This is a genomic window from Streptococcus sp. HMSC070B10, from assembly GCF_001808665.1.
Lineage (GTDB): Bacteria > Bacillota > Bacilli > Lactobacillales > Streptococcaceae > Streptococcus.
The window spans coordinates 8428-23415 of record NZ_KV794175.1 but is presented as its reverse complement, the minus strand read 5'-3'; the positions used below and the strand labels follow the sequence as shown (position 1 = coordinate 23415).

18 protein-coding genes are annotated in these 14988 nt (G+C 40.7%); 3 read left to right on the top strand and 15 right to left on the bottom strand.

Annotation, left to right across the window (positions count from 1 at the left end; all coding sequences use genetic code 11):
- Window positions 1–5: 5 nt before the first annotated feature.
- The 3 genes from rpmF to HMPREF2613_RS05375 all read left to right on the top strand — a co-directional run bounded on the left by rpmF (window position 6) and on the right by HMPREF2613_RS05375 (window position 1055).
- Entirely contained in the window at window positions 6–188 is a 183-nt protein-coding gene (rpmF, locus tag HMPREF2613_RS05385) for a 50S ribosomal protein L32 (RefSeq protein WP_070479536.1), read from the top strand.
- 15 nt (window positions 189–203) lie between these two features.
- Window positions 204–353 carry a 50S ribosomal protein L33 gene (gene rpmG / locus HMPREF2613_RS05380; RefSeq protein ID WP_001265622.1) on the top strand — a complete coding sequence of 50 codons (150 nt, stop codon included), beginning with the start codon at window positions 204–206 and terminating at the stop codon, window positions 351–353.
- 138 nt (window positions 354–491) lie between these two features.
- Window positions 492–1055, top strand: coding sequence for a hypothetical protein (locus tag HMPREF2613_RS05375; protein WP_070479534.1), 564 nt, complete (start codon window positions 492–494; stop codon window positions 1053–1055).
- A gap of 247 nt (window positions 1056–1302) precedes the next feature.
- Here the strand turns inward: HMPREF2613_RS05375 and HMPREF2613_RS05370 are convergent, their stop codons facing one another.
- The 15 genes from HMPREF2613_RS05370 to HMPREF2613_RS05290 form a co-directional block, all read right to left on the bottom strand.
- Window positions 1303–2550 carry a toxic anion resistance protein gene (locus HMPREF2613_RS05370; RefSeq protein WP_070479531.1) on the bottom strand — a complete coding sequence of 416 codons (1248 nt, stop codon included), beginning with the start codon at window positions 2548–2550 and terminating at the stop codon, window positions 1303–1305.
- A 21-nt stretch (window positions 2551–2571) separates the two neighbouring features.
- Window positions 2572–3378 carry a coiled-coil domain-containing protein gene (locus tag HMPREF2613_RS05365; protein WP_070479529.1) on the bottom strand — a complete coding sequence of 269 codons (807 nt, stop codon included), beginning with the start codon at window positions 3376–3378 and terminating at the stop codon, window positions 2572–2574.
- Between the two features lie 765 nt (window positions 3379–4143).
- The gene (locus tag HMPREF2613_RS05360; RefSeq protein ID WP_070479527.1) at window positions 4144–4365 is read right to left on the bottom strand and encodes a 16S rRNA processing protein RimM; all 222 of its coding nucleotides are present in this window, start codon (window positions 4363–4365) and stop codon (window positions 4144–4146) included.
- A gap of 38 nt (window positions 4366–4403) precedes the next feature.
- Window positions 4404–4616, bottom strand: a complete 213-nt coding sequence (locus HMPREF2613_RS05355) for a hypothetical protein (RefSeq protein ID WP_070479524.1) — start codon at window positions 4614–4616, stop codon at window positions 4404–4406.
- 73 nt (window positions 4617–4689) lie between these two features.
- On the bottom strand, window positions 4690–4959 hold the full coding sequence (locus HMPREF2613_RS05350; RefSeq protein WP_070479522.1) for a hypothetical protein: 270 nt from the start codon (window positions 4957–4959) through the stop codon (window positions 4690–4692).
- A 135-nt stretch (window positions 4960–5094) separates the two neighbouring features.
- Window positions 5095–5319: a DUF7675 family protein gene (locus tag HMPREF2613_RS05345; RefSeq protein WP_261673969.1), complete on the bottom strand. Its 225-nt coding sequence runs from the start codon at window positions 5317–5319 to the stop codon at window positions 5095–5097.
- 78 nt (window positions 5320–5397) lie between these two features.
- Window positions 5398–5673 carry a hypothetical protein gene (locus HMPREF2613_RS05340; protein ID WP_083279226.1) on the bottom strand — a complete coding sequence of 92 codons (276 nt, stop codon included), beginning with the start codon at window positions 5671–5673 and terminating at the stop codon, window positions 5398–5400.
- A 725-nt stretch (window positions 5674–6398) separates the two neighbouring features.
- On the bottom strand, window positions 6399–7010 hold the full coding sequence (gene rpsD / locus HMPREF2613_RS05330; protein WP_000092756.1) for a 30S ribosomal protein S4: 612 nt from the start codon (window positions 7008–7010) through the stop codon (window positions 6399–6401).
- A gap of 194 nt (window positions 7011–7204) precedes the next feature.
- On the bottom strand, window positions 7205–8257 hold the full coding sequence (locus HMPREF2613_RS05325) for a sensor histidine kinase (protein ID WP_070479518.1): 1053 nt from the start codon (window positions 8255–8257) through the stop codon (window positions 7205–7207).
- The gene (locus HMPREF2613_RS05320) at window positions 8254–8952 is read right to left on the bottom strand and encodes a response regulator transcription factor (RefSeq protein WP_070479516.1); all 699 of its coding nucleotides are present in this window, start codon (window positions 8950–8952) and stop codon (window positions 8254–8256) included. Before HMPREF2613_RS05320 ends, HMPREF2613_RS05325 begins: the two co-directional genes overlap by 4 nt.
- A 123-nt stretch (window positions 8953–9075) precedes the next feature.
- Entirely contained in the window at window positions 9076–11190 is a 2115-nt protein-coding gene (locus HMPREF2613_RS05315; protein WP_070479513.1) for an SSURE domain-containing protein, read from the bottom strand.
- 124 nt (window positions 11191–11314) lie between these two features.
- Window positions 11315–11980 (bottom strand): potassium channel family protein, encoded by a 666-nt coding sequence (locus HMPREF2613_RS05310; protein ID WP_070479510.1) that lies wholly within the window; start codon window positions 11978–11980, stop codon window positions 11315–11317.
- A 13-nt stretch (window positions 11981–11993) separates the two neighbouring features.
- Window positions 11994–13373 (bottom strand): TrkH family potassium uptake protein, encoded by a 1380-nt coding sequence (locus HMPREF2613_RS05305; RefSeq protein ID WP_070479508.1) that lies wholly within the window; start codon window positions 13371–13373, stop codon window positions 11994–11996.
- 33 nt (window positions 13374–13406) lie between these two features.
- A complete protein-coding gene (locus HMPREF2613_RS05300) occupies window positions 13407–14171 on the bottom strand; it encodes a nucleoside phosphorylase (RefSeq protein ID WP_070479505.1) in 765 nt (254 codons plus the stop codon).
- Window positions 14172–14443: 272 nt separating this feature from the next.
- Window positions 14444–14988: TetR/AcrR family transcriptional regulator (locus HMPREF2613_RS05290; RefSeq protein WP_070479501.1), on the bottom strand; the 545-nt coding region annotated here is incomplete at its 5' end.

The following is a 14988-nucleotide window of genomic DNA, read 5'->3' as shown; positions in this document are numbered from 1 at the left end:
TCAAAATGGCAGTACCTGCACGTCGCACTTCAAAAGCGAAGAAAAACAAACGTCGTACATACTACAAAGTAACAGCTCCATCTGTAAACTTTGACGAAACTACTGGAGATTACTCACGTTCTCACCGTGTATCACTTAAAGGATACTACAAAGGACGTAAAATCGCTAAAGCTGCATCAGCTGAATAATAGAAGGGAGATACCATGCGCGTAAATATTACACTTGAACACAAAGAATCTGGTGAACGCTTGTACCTTACTTCTAAAAACAAACGTAACACTCCAGACCGTCTTCAATTGAAGAAATACTCACCAAAACTTCGCAAACACGTTGTGTTTACAGAGGTTAAGTAATAGGTCATTCCGTTTCATGACTTACACCCTATTAGTTAGACAAAAATATCTAGCTGATGGGGTGTTTTATTATAAAACTAACTTTACATAGTCTTTCTCTATATTCTTCCAACTGATAATATTTAAGGAGAAACATTTATGAAAATAAAATTTAAAGAAAGCAATACAATTACTTCCATAAAATACAAGTCTTTTTTATTTGTAAAATTGCCACTACTAGCTATTTTGTACGCAGTTGTTATCAACTTCATACTTAGTTTTAAGTTGACAGCTATAAGTGACTTGCTAACGTCTAAGGGCATTATTCCTTTAATCTTAATGATTCTACTGGCTTATCTTGCCTTCAAGAACTACACTAATTTTAAAGACTTACGTGAAAATTATAAAGCCAAGAATATTGACGGTGTTAATATACTAGTAAAACTGATTCGCATACACGATAAAGTTAAGGTCAGAGAGCTTGGATTTAACAAGACAATCTATAACTACACATTTTCATGGGAAGATATCATTTTCCCTGCCATTAACAACAATATAAACGGCTCAAAACTTGAACCACTTGTTAAAAAATATTCTTTACAGGTACTGTCTATGAATATTCCTGCAAAAATGATTGGGAATGTGATCTATGTTGATGCAAAGGTATTGGAAGAATGTATTAAAACTGATATCCAAGAAAGAAGTAAACTTTCAAACATTTAAAGATAAGCTTTGTTGCAGTCCTCAATAACAAAAATGACAATAGATTTTCTACTGTCATTTTATTTTTCTAAATTTTTAGCAGAGTATTCTCACAAGTCTCTAAATCTCATTCAACTTTTCTAGATAAGCGGTTAATTCTGCTTGGGCTTCTGGTGTTGTACCTACTAGCTTGCAACTAACAATGGTTGGTAAAGACTCCTAGCAAAGCAAAATCCCCTGCAAACTATGCTTGCAGGGGACTTGTGTGTTATTCTTGTACTTCTTTCTGGGCGGCCTTGCCTTGTTCTAGAAGAGCTTGGACGATTTTCTCATCGCGTAGTTTGACAGAATCGTTGATCATTTCTGCGGACTTGACAATGGTTGTTTCTAGTTGGGCACGTTTCTGGCGTCCCAATTCAATAGCTGCGACGATACCTTGGTTTTGTGCAACCAGACTTTCAGCCAGTTTGGTAACCGATTCGACAGCGACTGTCGGGCTTTGGGCAATTCGTTCCATCTGCGGAATCACTTCCTTGCTGGTCTCAGCTAGCATCTGAAGAGCAGCATTGTTAGCATTGACAATAGCATCTGCCACGACACCTGATTTCATTGATTGTTGCAAAATACCAAGTTGGGCAATGGAAAGCTTCATTGTTGGAATCGTATTACGACGAAGCATACCCAATTTTTGGCGCATATCAGATGACACCTTCACAAGATTGCGCATCTGAGGTGTTGTTGCCCAGGCAACATAGAGACGGCTGACATACTCAGTGTGCTGTTGTTCGAGGGTATTGACCACTTCAGCCATGCGGGCCAATTCTTGTGACTTGGTTTGGTATTCTACCGTACTTGTATCAAGTTGGTCAGCTTGGGCCTTCAGTTCAGCAGCGCGATTACCAGCTTCTGTCTGGCTAGCTTCGATAAAGGAAATCACTCCCACTAGATTTTCAATAGACTTGGTATTGTCCTCAATCAACATTTCAGCAGAGACGATATTTCGAGCTAAGACATCTTCTTGCTTGACCACTGCGGCAGCCATGCCATCGAGCTTTTGCTCTACTGTTTTTGAATCAAAGTAAAATTCTTGTAGTGTATTCTTGCTCTTGTTAAACAAGCGTTGCAAAAAGTTTGGCTTTTCTTCTAACTCAGCAATTTCAGCGTTCTTGTATTTGACGACAAAGCCTTGCAACTCACGGTTGGTATTCTTGAGTAAGTCATCCACTTGGGGAATCTGTAATTTCTTTTGTTCTGACAAGATACGATTGACCGTATTATTCACACCTTCTACAGCAGATTGTCCAAAATCCAAAAGAGCATTTTGATTGGTAACAAATTGGTCTACTAACTGGGGCACGCGCGCCTTGATTCCTTCTTGCTGCTCAGGGCTCAACTTTTCAAGGAAAGTCAAGGACTTATCTGAGCCAGTATTGGTCTCGATGATTTGGGTTGTCTTATCTACCTTAGCTACCGTATTATTGGCAATCTGGTCAATATCAAAATTAAATTCTGTCATGGTTACTCCTTTATTTCTAACCTATTCTTTGCGATCTTTTTCTAGGATACGCAGACTGATATCAAAATCACGCATATCTGTTTCATTGAGTTCTCTCAACACCTGGTCCAGTTCAAGGTCAAATTGTTCGATAGCTGCTTTAGCTTGCTCTAAGCGTTCTTCTGCCCGATTATAGTTTTTAGGATTGGCCTTAATCTTTAAATAGCCTTCTAAAATCGTTTGGAATTTCTCCATCTTCAAACTATGAATAGCAGTCAATTCTTCCTTATCACCCTCAGCCGAGGTAGCAATCTTGTCTAGAATGGCCTGATGGTCAATAGCAATATTGGCCAAGGTCTGGGATAATTCTGGAGCTAATTCCTCTGGCTCCGCATTTTCAAGATCTACCTGACTTTCCCTATCCAAACGTTCTAGCTGAACATCGATGTTTGCCCTTACTGTACGAACCTTTTTGTCAATACGGTTGTAGACATCAGCATCGATATAGGACTTAAGACGATCCGCCTCCTGATGAATTTCCCGCAGTTCGATTAATACTTGATTGGCCAGACTCTTATAGGCCACTGAGCCTTTTTCTACTAAAGTTTCCTCCAATTGCTGAATATCTTTGTCCGCCTGGCGAATCCGAGCTTTTAAAAGCTCAATCCGATCATCGAGAGAACGATCCTGCAAAAGAGGATAACGCCAACGTTTGTAGAGACGGTAACCGCCATAGCCTAGCAGTACACAAGCCGCAAGCGGAAGAGCATATTGAACCAAAAGGCCCAATAAGAACAAGAAGCCCCAAAAATAGAGACATCCTTTCCAAAAACCATTACCCGATTTCATAAACATTCCTTATTTTCAATTTATAAATCTATTTTAGCACAAAAGAGAAAAATGAGGGCGGAAATCCCCTAGAAAAGAGTTGATTTCTTTGCTGTAGAATGGAATCTAGGAGCGCGTGTTCTGATTTCAGTAGAGCGAACTCAAACCACAAACACACTCTGAGTAATATCAAAAAAAAGCTTGAAATATCGGGGGTTATATGTTAGAATGAACTTACAATGTGAGTAAAGTTACAGCATATGTAACCAAAAAAGCCCCACCGTGCCACCGATGGGGTTTTTTGCTACCCTCTAAAAGGGTTAACCATTACTTTTTACGTTTCTTAAGCCATAACTTGAAAAGCTCAGATAACACGTTAATAAGTAACGGAGCTAGAAACACTGTGAGTAAAGTTTCTAACATATGTAACACCTCCCTTCCTTGAATTGAGGGGGCCAAAACATTATATCACACCAGATTTATATCATCAACATCGCTTAATTCTTGGCATAGATAGACTTAGATACGCAAATAATCTTACTAGCAAATTTCTAAACAAACCCAGAAATCAACATTTTAAGATAAAGCAAAAAGCCCCTAGATTCGTTTCTAAGGGCTGATTTATTTGCAAGGATAGGCAGGACTGTCGGGGCTCCTGCATTTCTCGACCCACTATAAGTGGCGCGTTGGTGACAGATTCTCAACCTCTATCCTTCATATCTTAATTATAGCACTTTTTTCTCAACTTTCAATCTGTGCATCTGAATTTATTGTCTATCTTTTTCTCTATTGTACTTCAACCTCACTCATGATTTCCAGCAAAGTTTTCCCATTAATCTGTAAAGAAATTAACTCATCAAAAGATGCCACTTTATATTCATTATCTTCAAGGACGACGACAATATCATAAACAGAATTAGGAAAAATACCACATACTTGACCATTATAATCAAAAGAAGCGTCCCAACCATTGTCATACAATGCTCGTAAATCATCTAATATCGCCATAATATATCTTGATTCTCCTATATAAGATATTCCACAACTTATCCAAAGCCATACGAAAACTTATCTGGCAATTCTTTTCCTAACTTAATACTTTTACTTAAAGTGTCTTTTACAAACGAAGCGAATTGTCCTAGATCATCTCCAAGATAGCTATATTCCAAAGTAATTTTATCGATAGTTGCAATACCTTTACAACCTCCACTCACAATAGAATACTGCCTCTTAGAGGCTCCATCTTCTATTTTGTACATCGTAATAATTTGTTTATCAATCTTTGTAATTTTCTATTTAGTGTGAAATAAGTGCTTGAATTATTCTTGGTGCTCAAAAATATAATTGCAACAAGGTATCGAAATCGTCTTCGAAAACATTTTGACTATTCTGTTTTATTTGCTCAATGATTTTATCCTTTTTATCTCTGTCCAAAGGGAGTGTTTCAAACGCTTCTTCTTTTACTAAGAATTCGCCATTTTCTTCCTGGAATTCTTTTGTAATTTTTCTAATATGACTCTCGAAATCGATAGATTGAAGTTCTTCGTCATTTATGTTATCTTCAATCGCATCTAGTAACAAACTAATTGAAATTTTAATCATCTTTAAATACCTTTATTTTCTATTAGTCCTATCTCTAAAAAGTCCAATATAAACGGATTGCTTATAATTTTCTGTCTGAGAAAAAATCTCTCCAAAAAGGATTTTCACTATCAAAAATTTCAACTTCTTCTTCAGTCATATTATAAGGATAGTCCTCAAATAAGTTGTAAATTTTTTCTGATCAAAGCTCAATAGATGTTCTCCTATAGAATCTATTTTATCAATCCACCATATTTTTGACTCTTCAGTCTCTTTGTAAAAATCACTGTATCCTTCAAGAAAAGATTCTGCTGTAACGGAGTCACACATCCCATCTAGCAACTCTAAATCATTGCATCCATTCTCATTAAAATCTGCCATTATTCTGATTTTTCCTATCATTTCTTATATGTCTTTTATCACAAACACCTTATTATTGCTACAATTTCTATCGATCCATTAAGATTCGTTATTCGATCTTCTAAATACCGCCTCTTTATTCATCAAGTCATCCTCAGTGTAGTCAATTGTAAATGTATCTATTTCAAAGATCGATTTAGGTGGAGTTGAATGAATCATAGGGACACTACGTACCCTATACTCTTTTTCTCCAATTCTAACAAACTGAATGATCTTCAAATCTGAAAAATCAGGATTCTCAACAGTAATAGAAACAAGACGATTCGCAATTTTATAAACATCAATTATCTTATTTTTCATGATTAATTTGTCCATAATTATTATTTCAATACTTGCATTCTAGGGAATCAAAACTAATTTTCGATTTAATGCTATCAAATAAATCTAAAATAGATTGGGGAGTGTCTTTCTTAAACGATAAAGAAGGTTTATTTTGGTCTGGATAAACTTGGTCAACCCACTCATCAATTTGATTATAAAAAATCAATAACTCTTTGCTTGGTGGTATTATCAAATATAAAACGAAACCTCCTTTACTTTAACTTCATTATAAACTTTCCTATCCTAATATTCAATCCACAAGACACTATTACAATAGCTTTTAAGCTTCTTTTCTACTTCGTCAGTGGTCAAGCTGCTACTCCTTTATGATATAATTAGTTTAAAGAGAAGTGAGGTAGAAATGATAGTGTCGCTACGCAACTTTATAGTATGAGATGACGGGACAGGCACACCGTCCACTACTCTTGAGCGCTTAGATTATTCTAAGTGCTTTTTTGCATTTTCTCGGCGTTCGCTCTTGGTTCAAGTTCATTCTCCATACCACTTGGTAAGGAATTAGGTCATTCTACACTGGCTATGACTATGGACACTTACAGTTATCTCTCCAAAGAAAAATCAAAAAAAGCCGTCTCATTTTATGAGAAAGCTGTAAGTTCTTTGTGAAGGGAGACAAAAAGGGGGACAAACCCAGAAATCAACATTTTAAGACAAAGCAAAAAGCCCACTGTTGTAGGCTTTCTGTAAGATATTTCTTAAAATTAAAGCATTTTGTTGTAGAATTCAACGACAAGTGCTTCGTTGATTTCTGGGTTGATTTCATCGCGTTCTGGCAAGCGAGTCAATGAACCTTCCAATTTTTCAGCGTCGAATGATACGAATGCTGGACGTCCAAGAGTAGCTTCTACTGCTTCAAGGATAGCTGGAACTTTCAATGATTTTTCACGAACTGAGATCACTTGACCTGGAGTTACGCGGTATGATGGGATATCAACGCGTTTTCCGTCAACAAGGATGTGACCGTGGTTTACGAATTGACGAGCTTGACGACGAGTAGTCGCAAGACCAAGACGGTAAACAACGTTATCCAAACGACGTTCCAAAAGAAGCATGAAGTTGAAACCTAGGATTCCGCCTTTGATTTTTGTAGCTTGTACGAACAAATTACGGAATTGTTTTTCACCTACACCGTAAGTGAAACGAAGTTTTTGTTTTTCAGCCAATTGCAAACCGTATTCTGACAATTTAGAACGGTTGTTTGGTCCGTGTTGTCCTGGTACGTAGTTACGACGTGCCAATTCTTTACCTGTACCTGTAAGTGAAAGGCCAAGGCGACGAGCTTGTTTCCAAGATGGTCCCGTATAACGTGACATGTGAATGTCCTCCTGATATAAATAATATTTCGGTGGAAATAGTCACTTAGAAAGCCCTGATTCGTGCAGATGCCCTTCGCCTAAACAGCCAAGGTTACTTATCATAAGACACCTGTTGACGAGCTTCATGCTTTCCTGCTGATATTTCACACAAAATCCATTTTACCATGAATAGCTGGATTTGTAAAGGGGTTTTAGGCTTTATTTTCATTGCCAGAGAGGTTGAGAAGGAGGGTAAAGGTGCTTCCGAGGCCGTACTGGCTGCTGACTGTGATTTCTCCACCCAATTGATGGGCCAATTCACGCGCAATCGCAAGACCTAAGCCATGACCACCTGTTTTCATATTGCGCGAAGTTTCGACACGATAAAGGCGTTTGAAAATATTCTCCAAATCCTCTGGAGCAATGCCCTGTCCCTCATCGGTCACACTGATTGAAAGCTGGTTATTCTCCACTTTAGCCACCACTTCCAGCTTGGTTCCTGGAGCAGAGTATTTAAAAGCGTTATTGACCAGATTCACCAAGATACGAGAAAGCTTGGCATAATCTCCCTCAATCCGAGCAGACTCTGGGATTACCTGCAAGTGGACATCTCGCTCCTCCTGCTCAATCAAGAACTGAAATTCACTCATGCACTCAATCAAGAGCTGGTCCAGAAAAATGCTGTCTTTGCTGGCAATTTCCACCTGATTTCTAGCTGTGTTTAGGGTCAAAAAATTCAACTCTTCAACCAGTTTATTGAGTCTTTCCGTCTGGCGCCCAATGGTTGCTAGATAATGGTCCTGTTCTCCTTCCTTGATAACCCCATCCAAAATTCCTTCTACCGTCGCTTGGATTGACGTGATAGGGGTCTTGATATCATGCGATAGTTGGGCAATCATCAAGCCCTTTTCACGTTCGCTTTCTTCCAAGGAATCAAAGGTGGCCTGCAAATCATGGGACATTTCATTGAAAGCTTGGCCTAATTGTTGAAATTCTACAGGGCCTTGAACCTCCAGATTTGATGGAAAGTCCTTATCCGCTACCCGCTTGGCATGTTCCTTGAGTTTGCCCAATGAAGTAAAGACCGGCGATAGGAGAAAGAGACTAATCCCAGCACCGATAAAACTAGCCACGAGAGTCATACCCACTAGGAAATAAATTTCTCTTTCTTCAATTAACATTCGCTGGATGGCCCAAAAAACCACGATAATCGTTAGGAGTGTTGAAATGATATACCCCACTAAAATATAACTTTTTAATTTCATTGACTACCTCGTGCTTTCTCAATTTTGTAGCCCAAGCCCCAGACGGTTTTGATGGTCGGTGTTTCTGAACTAGCATGTTTAGCCAACTCCTGTCGCAGAGCATGAATATGAACATTCAAGGTATTAGTATCATCCACATAGTCTTCCTGCCAGATCTTTTCATAGAGGTCTGTCTTAGAAAAAACTCGCTCTGGATTGCTAGCTAGAAGCCATAGAAGTTCGAAGGATTTGACGGTCAAATCAAGCGCCACATTTCCAATTTGGACCTCATGGCTACCGTGATTCATCCGTAAATCCCCGAGACTGACGACTTCTGTCTCACCTCCACGATGAAGGCGACGCAAGATATTGTGGACACGCAAAACCAGCTCACGAGGGCTAAAGGGCTTGGCAATAAAGTCATCTGCCCCTAAGCTCAAGCCATAAATCTTGTCCTGCTCGCTAGTCTTAGCCGTGATAAAGAGAAAAGGCTGATCTGGAGATTGATACTGGACCTCACTAATCAAATCATAACCATCCATCCGAGGCATCATGATATCTGTAATAATCAAATCAATCGCTTTTCGCTTGAAGATTTCCAAGGCCTCTACTCCATCATGAGCTACCAAAACCTGATAACCTGCCTGAACCAGATAGCGTTGATGAATATCTGTGATTTCTACCTCGTCGTCAACGAGTAAAATTGTCTTTCCCATCTATATCTCCTTTGAAAAAAACAGTGCTATACCACAATAGTATAACACTATTTTAATCTCTTTACGAACATTCTAAACGATATCTGGATTTTTCAAATCCTAGATAGGAAGTCTGTAGCTAGACTAGTCATTTTCCTCTTTTTTAGCTTTCAAACCGAGTCCACCTAGCAGGCCGGCCAAGGCTAATCCAAAGAATCCAAGAGTAGCCATTGATGTTTGAGCTTCACCGGTATATGGAAGCATGCATTTTTGCTCTTTCATTTGATCAGCCATCATTGGATTTGACGCCTTGTTATTAGATTCCATCTTACCTTCATCAGACATTTTGCTTGAGGTTACCATAGGCTGGCTAGCATTCATGGTTTTGTCCTGCTCTTTGTTAGGCATCATCTTATCCTGGCTAGCAGCTTGCATTTGCGATTTCATCGGATTGAGAGACTTATACCCATTCAAGTTCACTGTCAACTCTTTTGTCGCTACCAAATTAGTTAAGTCAGGCTTGCCATCTTTTGCACCATATACTTTGATAGTAGCTTTATAGCTTTGAGTGCCGTTTTGTTTCAAGAGGTCAAGAAGCTCTTTATCTGATTTGCCTTGAGTGCCTGCCAAGTCTACTTCATAGAAGTAAAGACCTTTGCCCAATTTCTCTACTGGCGGAAGGGCAGGATTTTTAGCTGAACCGTTGTCTGACCATGGGGCCTTGTCTGAAGCTTTCAAGATAAGGCGAGTCAACATACCGTCACCGGCGAAGAATTCATACGGAATAACTTGGTTGACACCAGCTGTGAATGGACCAGGGAAGTTGGCTTTGTCCAAGTATGTAGCTGGAACATCCACTGTGTCTTTAGTATTGTCAGCCACACCTTTTTGAACTTCAGCTGGAGTAGTCAAGCCATTCAAGTTGATATCCAAATCTTTAGTCGCTACTAGATTGCTCAAATCTGCCTTGCCGTCTTTAGCACCGTACACTTTGATAGTAGCCTTGTAGCTTTGAGTGCCGTTTTGTTTTAAGAGGTCAAGAAGCTCTTTGTCTGATTTGCCTTGAGTACCGGCCAAGTCCACTTCGTAGAAGTAGAGACCTTTGCCCAATTTCTCTACTGGTGGGAGAGCTGGATTTTTAGCTGAACCGTTGTCTGACCATGGAGCCTTGTCTGAAGCTTTCAAGATAAGGCGAGTCAACATACCGTCACCGGCGAAGAATTCATATGGAATAACTTGGTTGACACCGGCTGTGAATGGGCCAGGAAAGTTAGCTTTATCTAGGTAAGTAGCTGGAACATCCACTGTGTCTTTGGTATTGTCAGCCACGCCTTTTTGAACTTCGGCTGGAGTAGTCAAGCCGTTCAAATTGACATCCAAACTTTTAGTCGCTACAAGGTTCCTCAAATCAGCCTTGCCATCTTTAGCGCCGTACACCTTGATAGTTGCCTTATAGCTTTGAGTGCCGTTTTGTTTTAAGAAATCAAGTAGCTCTTTGTCTGATTTGCCTTGGGTGCCTGCTAAATCCACTTCGTAGAAGTAAAGACCTTTGCCCAATTTCTCTACTGGTGGAAGGGCGGGATTTTTAGCCGAACCGTTGTCTGACCATGGAGCCTTGTCGGAAGCTTTCAAAATAAGGCGGGTTAACATACCATCACCAGCGAAGAATTCATATGGGATAACTTGGTTAACGCCGGCTGTAAATGGGCCTGGGAAGTTAGCCTTATCCAAGTAAGATGCCGGAACATCCACTGTATCTTTAGTGTTGTCAGCCACGCCTTTTTGGACTTCAGCTGGGGTAGTTGCTGGCTGCGCTTCACTTGCTTCACGGTCTTGTCCAGCAACTGTAGCTGCAGGACTTTCCACAGGTTTAACCGCATCTTCTGTTTCTTTCTTAGATTCTGGTTTTGCTTGCGCTTCTTCTTTTGGTGCTACTACTGGCTCTTTAGCACCTGCATCTGCTTTTTCTGGAGAGCTTGCAGTATCCAAGCTTGCTTTAGGTGTTGAATCTGCCTGTTCTGAAGGAAGAGCTGTATCGACTGCTTCTTTGAGAACTCCTACTGGTAAGTCGCTCTTTTCACTCACCGCAGTCGCATCTGGCGCTACTTGAGCAGGGGTTGGATTGACCACATCGGCACGTACAGAACTTGGTTGACCAACTAGGACAAAAAAGCCACTAGCCACAACAACTGAGGCAACACCGACACTAAAACGGCGAATAGACCAACGAGTATATCTTTGATTTGGATTGAATTTCATAGGATTCTCCTTAGAGTTTTTCTTTATTTGATGACTCTAGTATAATCTCCTAAAATTAAAAAGGATTAAGAAAAAGTTAAAATTTTTCTTAAATCCCTCTTATAAAATACTTATATTAATTTTTTTACGAATTTAATTCTACCAAGTCATCTAGATACTGGTTGTTAATAACCGCCAAGATATAGGCATCTGCCTTCAAGAGGTCAGTAGGTCCAAACTGGACATCCAGTGGTGAATTTTCTTGTTCACGAAATCCTAGGACATTGAGATTGTATTTGCCACGTAGATCCAGCTGGCTCAGGCTTTGACCTGCCCAAACACTCGGAATTTTCATCTCCACAATAGACACATTTTTATCCAGCTGAAAGACATCAACATTGTTATGAAAGAGAATGGTCTGCGCTAGAGACTGCCCCATTTCATACTCAGGTGAAATCACCGAGTCAGCACCGATTTTTTCTAGCACCTTCTTGGCTGTCTGGCTTTTGACCTTGGCAATAACCCTTGGTACCCCTAGACTCTTACAATGCATAACTGCAAGCACACTCGACTCCAGATTTTCCCCTGTTGCCACTACAACCGTATCACAGGTATCAATTCCTGCAGTTCTGAGGAGTTCCTCGTCTGTGATATCGCCCACAACTCCACGCGCCAAAACTGGCTCAAATTGATTGATACGCTCAGCGTGGTCGTCAATGGCAATAATATTCATATCTTGCTTGGCTAGGGCCGTCAGGACACTACTCCCGAAAATCCCCAAACCTAAAATTCCAATCGTACGATCTGACATAGTTCTTCCTTTCTTATCCAATACTAATATCTGCTTTCATATACTGAATCAAATCTTTCTTATCAGGCTGGTAATCCGCTAGACTGACCAGCAAGGTCAAGGGACCGATACGGCCAATAAACATGAGTACCATGACAATGCTGAGAGCTAACTTGCCCAGTTCTGGTGTCAGATTTGCCGTTACCCCAACTGTCGCAAGGGCTGAAATGGTCTCAAACATGAGGTAAATAAATCGCGGTGTTCCTTCTGCTGTAATTCCCAACAACATCAAGCCCAACAAGAAGGTCATCAAAAAGATAATGAAGACACTAAAGGATTTTTGAACTGTTCGAGCCTCAATGGTTCTCTGCGCAACATTGGCATGAGGCAAGCCCAGCAATTCACTACGCGCAAAAACCAACAAGACAAAGAAAGTCGTAATCTTGAGACCCCCAGCCGTCCCTCCAGGCGCCCCTCCGAGAAACATCTGTAGGATATAAATAAACAAGGTCACAGGCCGAGCTTGGGTGTAATCAATAGAAGCAAAACCGGCCGTTCTCATGCTGACGGTTTGGAAAAAGCTGACCAGCACTTTCTCTGGCACACTGAGATTGCCAATGGTTCCTGGATTGTGCCACTCCGTAAAGAGTGTGGATACTGTCCCAAACAGCAAGATCCCTGCGGTCAAGAAGAGGACCAGCTTGGTGTGAAAACGCAGACGGCGTTTTTTCTTCTTGTCAAACTGGGTTGCCAAGTCAAACCAGACCATAAATCCAAGACCACCTGTGATAATCAAGCCAGCAATGACCAGATTGATTAAGGGATCCGTCTGAAAAGCCACTAAACTGCTACTGCCGAAATTATCAAAACCAGCATTACAAAAGGCTGAAATGGCTAAAAAGATAGAGGTAAAAATGCCTCGTCCCCAGCCGAACTCAGGAATAAAACGGAAACTTAGCAGGAAGGCGCCCAAGCCCTCCACCAGAAAAGTCGTCAAAAAGATGGAGCGCATAAAGGCCTTCAGCGACCGAGTCTCCCCATAACTAAAACTCTCCTGAATGGTTTCACGACTGCGAAGACTAAGCTTTTGCTTCCCCTGAATATAAAAGACCCCGATAAAAGTCATGAGCCCCAGACCACCAATCTGTATCAAGAACATACAAATCAACTGCCCCCAGACATTATAGGTAGTAGCCACTGGTTGCGTAAAAAGGCCAGTCACACAGACCATGGACACCGTCGTAAAAAGATGGTCAAAATAAGTGGCCTGAGAACCATTTGTCTGAACAAAAGGCAAACTCAAAAGAAGAGAGCCTATAAAAATAACTCCAGCAAAACTTAAAAAGATCCGACGAGCTGGCGAAAGTCCACCCAAGGCCCTTTCAATTTTTTTAAGAAATAATTTGAATAACATACATCCATTGTACCATAAAAAGAGGGAGAGTAGCTATATCTGAGAAGTTATCTCAAGGCAGAGTTCCAAGGCCTTCTCAAAAGCTTCTGAACCCCAGTCACGACTATCGTACTGGTCCAAGTCTGCTAAGGAATCAGCTGTGAACAACAATTCACCCCAGAGAACCCCTCGCAGTTGGGCTACTGCCGCAAGCGCAGAACACTCCATCTCCACAACAGCACAGCCTTCCTCCTTGCGATAAGCCACCTTTTCAGCTGTTTCTCGGTAAAAACCATCTGTGGTCCAGGTCATGACTTCTTCATAGGGAATCCCTCTGGCCTCCAAAACTTGCTCAATAGCAGCAATAGCCTCTGGCTGCATTTCCATATAACGAGAAGGGGCCACATAGTGATAACTGGCTCCTTCATCTCGCAGAGCCCGAACAGGGACTAGAAAGGCATTTTCTTCTATATCAGTCAGCACACCACAGGTTCCAGCGGAAATAATCTGCTCCACACCATATCCAATCAACCAATCCATAAACTGGGCTGCTGGAGCTGAACCAACAGGAGCCTGAGCCAGACAAAGTTCTTCGCCTTTGTAGTTCACGACATAAACTGGATAGGTCTTGGTGGCAGAAACAAATTCGCCGACACAGTCCGCCCCTACTTCCCTCGCATAGCGGTCAATCTCCTCACCTAAAAAAGCATAGACACACTTCTTGGGCAAATGCAAATCCAGAACCTCGTGATTGGGCATGATGACCGCCTGAGGATTGTCATCAAACTCTAAAATAGGAATCGCATGTTTCTGAATCATAACCCACCTCCTCTGATTTTGTACTATTGTATCAAAAGCTGACAAAGTGTCAAGGAATTGTCTTTAGCAAGCCAGAAATCTCCTCTTCCATACACTTGAGAAATCGTTGCACCGCTGGAGAAGTCGGTTTCTGTTTTGGCAAAGCGATTGAGGACTTATGAAGAATACAAAATCCAACAACAAAAAAGACATGAATCTGAAATAAGCAGAACATGTCTTTTTTAGCTTGTTTGAAAGTCAAGTAAATAAATCTTAGCTCTTCTAGAACTCCCTTATTTCCACAAACCACCTAAAATCTGTTTTTCTAATAAGTCTAGGTCCTCTTCCTTTATTTCTCCGTTGTCGCTAACGATATAAAGTTGAGCGAAGTAAGCCAACAATGGACCAACACAAATACGAACCATTTGAGGAATCGTTAACTCTGGATTTACACGTGGATCTGCTAGCAATTCTTTATGAAGCACTCGAAGTTTATCTTGAATAGCATTCCAGATAAAAATCTGTTCATTTTTTAGTTTCTTATTTGAAAAACTCTCCTGCAGAATGATTTTCATCAAAGCACGATTTTTTTTGAGATAGCTCATACGATCGTGGACGAGATAACGAACCCTCTCTTCTGTCGTTTCAAAAGCTAAGAGTTCCTCAACAAAACTACCGAAAATGCCTGGGACTACAGGATGTAAAATAGCCGTCAGTAGATCATCCTTCGTCTTAAAATACTTAAACAAAGTTGCCTGGCTTAGTCCAGCACGCTCAGCTATGTGAAGAGTTGAGGTCCCATGGTAACTCCTAGTTGATATGAGATCCACTGCTGCCT

Coding starts and splice junctions, on each gene's coding strand:
- rpmF (WP_070479536.1), top strand. CDS start 6: ATGGCAGTACCTGCACGTCGCACTTCAAAAGCGAAGAAAAACAAACGT.
- rpmG (WP_001265622.1), top strand. CDS start 204: ATGCGCGTAAATATTACACTTGAACACAAAGAATCTGGTGAACGCTTG.
- HMPREF2613_RS05375 (WP_070479534.1), top strand. CDS start 492: ATGAAAATAAAATTTAAAGAAAGCAATACAATTACTTCCATAAAATAC.
- HMPREF2613_RS05370 (WP_070479531.1), bottom strand. CDS start 2,550: ATGACAGAATTTAATTTTGATATTGACCAGATTGCCAATAATACGGTA.
- HMPREF2613_RS05365 (WP_070479529.1), bottom strand. CDS start 3,378: ATGAAATCGGGTAATGGTTTTTGGAAAGGATGTCTCTATTTTTGGGGC.
- HMPREF2613_RS05360 (WP_070479527.1), bottom strand. CDS start 4,365: ATGGCGATATTAGATGATTTACGAGCATTGTATGACAATGGTTGGGAC.
- HMPREF2613_RS05355 (WP_070479524.1), bottom strand. CDS start 4,616: ATGTACAAAATAGAAGATGGAGCCTCTAAGAGGCAGTATTCTATTGTG.
- HMPREF2613_RS05350 (WP_070479522.1), bottom strand. CDS start 4,959: ATGATTAAAATTTCAATTAGTTTGTTACTAGATGCGATTGAAGATAAC.
- HMPREF2613_RS05345 (WP_261673969.1), bottom strand. CDS start 5,319: ATGGCAGATTTTAATGAGAATGGATGCAATGATTTAGAGTTGCTAGAT.
- HMPREF2613_RS05340 (WP_083279226.1), bottom strand. CDS start 5,673: ATGGACAAATTAATCATGAAAAATAAGATAATTGATGTTTATAAAATT.
- rpsD (WP_000092756.1), bottom strand. CDS start 7,010: ATGTCACGTTATACGGGACCATCTTGGAAACAAGCTCGTCGCCTTGGC.
- HMPREF2613_RS05325 (WP_070479518.1), bottom strand. CDS start 8,257: ATGAAATTAAAAAGTTATATTTTAGTGGGGTATATCATTTCAACACTC.
- HMPREF2613_RS05320 (WP_070479516.1), bottom strand. CDS start 8,952: ATGGGAAAGACAATTTTACTCGTTGACGACGAGGTAGAAATCACAGAT.
- HMPREF2613_RS05315 (WP_070479513.1), bottom strand. CDS start 11,190: ATGAAATTCAATCCAAATCAAAGATATACTCGTTGGTCTATTCGCCGT.
- HMPREF2613_RS05310 (WP_070479510.1), bottom strand. CDS start 11,980: ATGTCAGATCGTACGATTGGAATTTTAGGTTTGGGGATTTTCGGGAGT.
- HMPREF2613_RS05305 (WP_070479508.1), bottom strand. CDS start 13,373: ATGTTATTCAAATTATTTCTTAAAAAAATTGAAAGGGCCTTGGGTGGA.
- HMPREF2613_RS05300 (WP_070479505.1), bottom strand. CDS start 14,171: ATGATTCAGAAACATGCGATTCCTATTTTAGAGTTTGATGACAATCCT.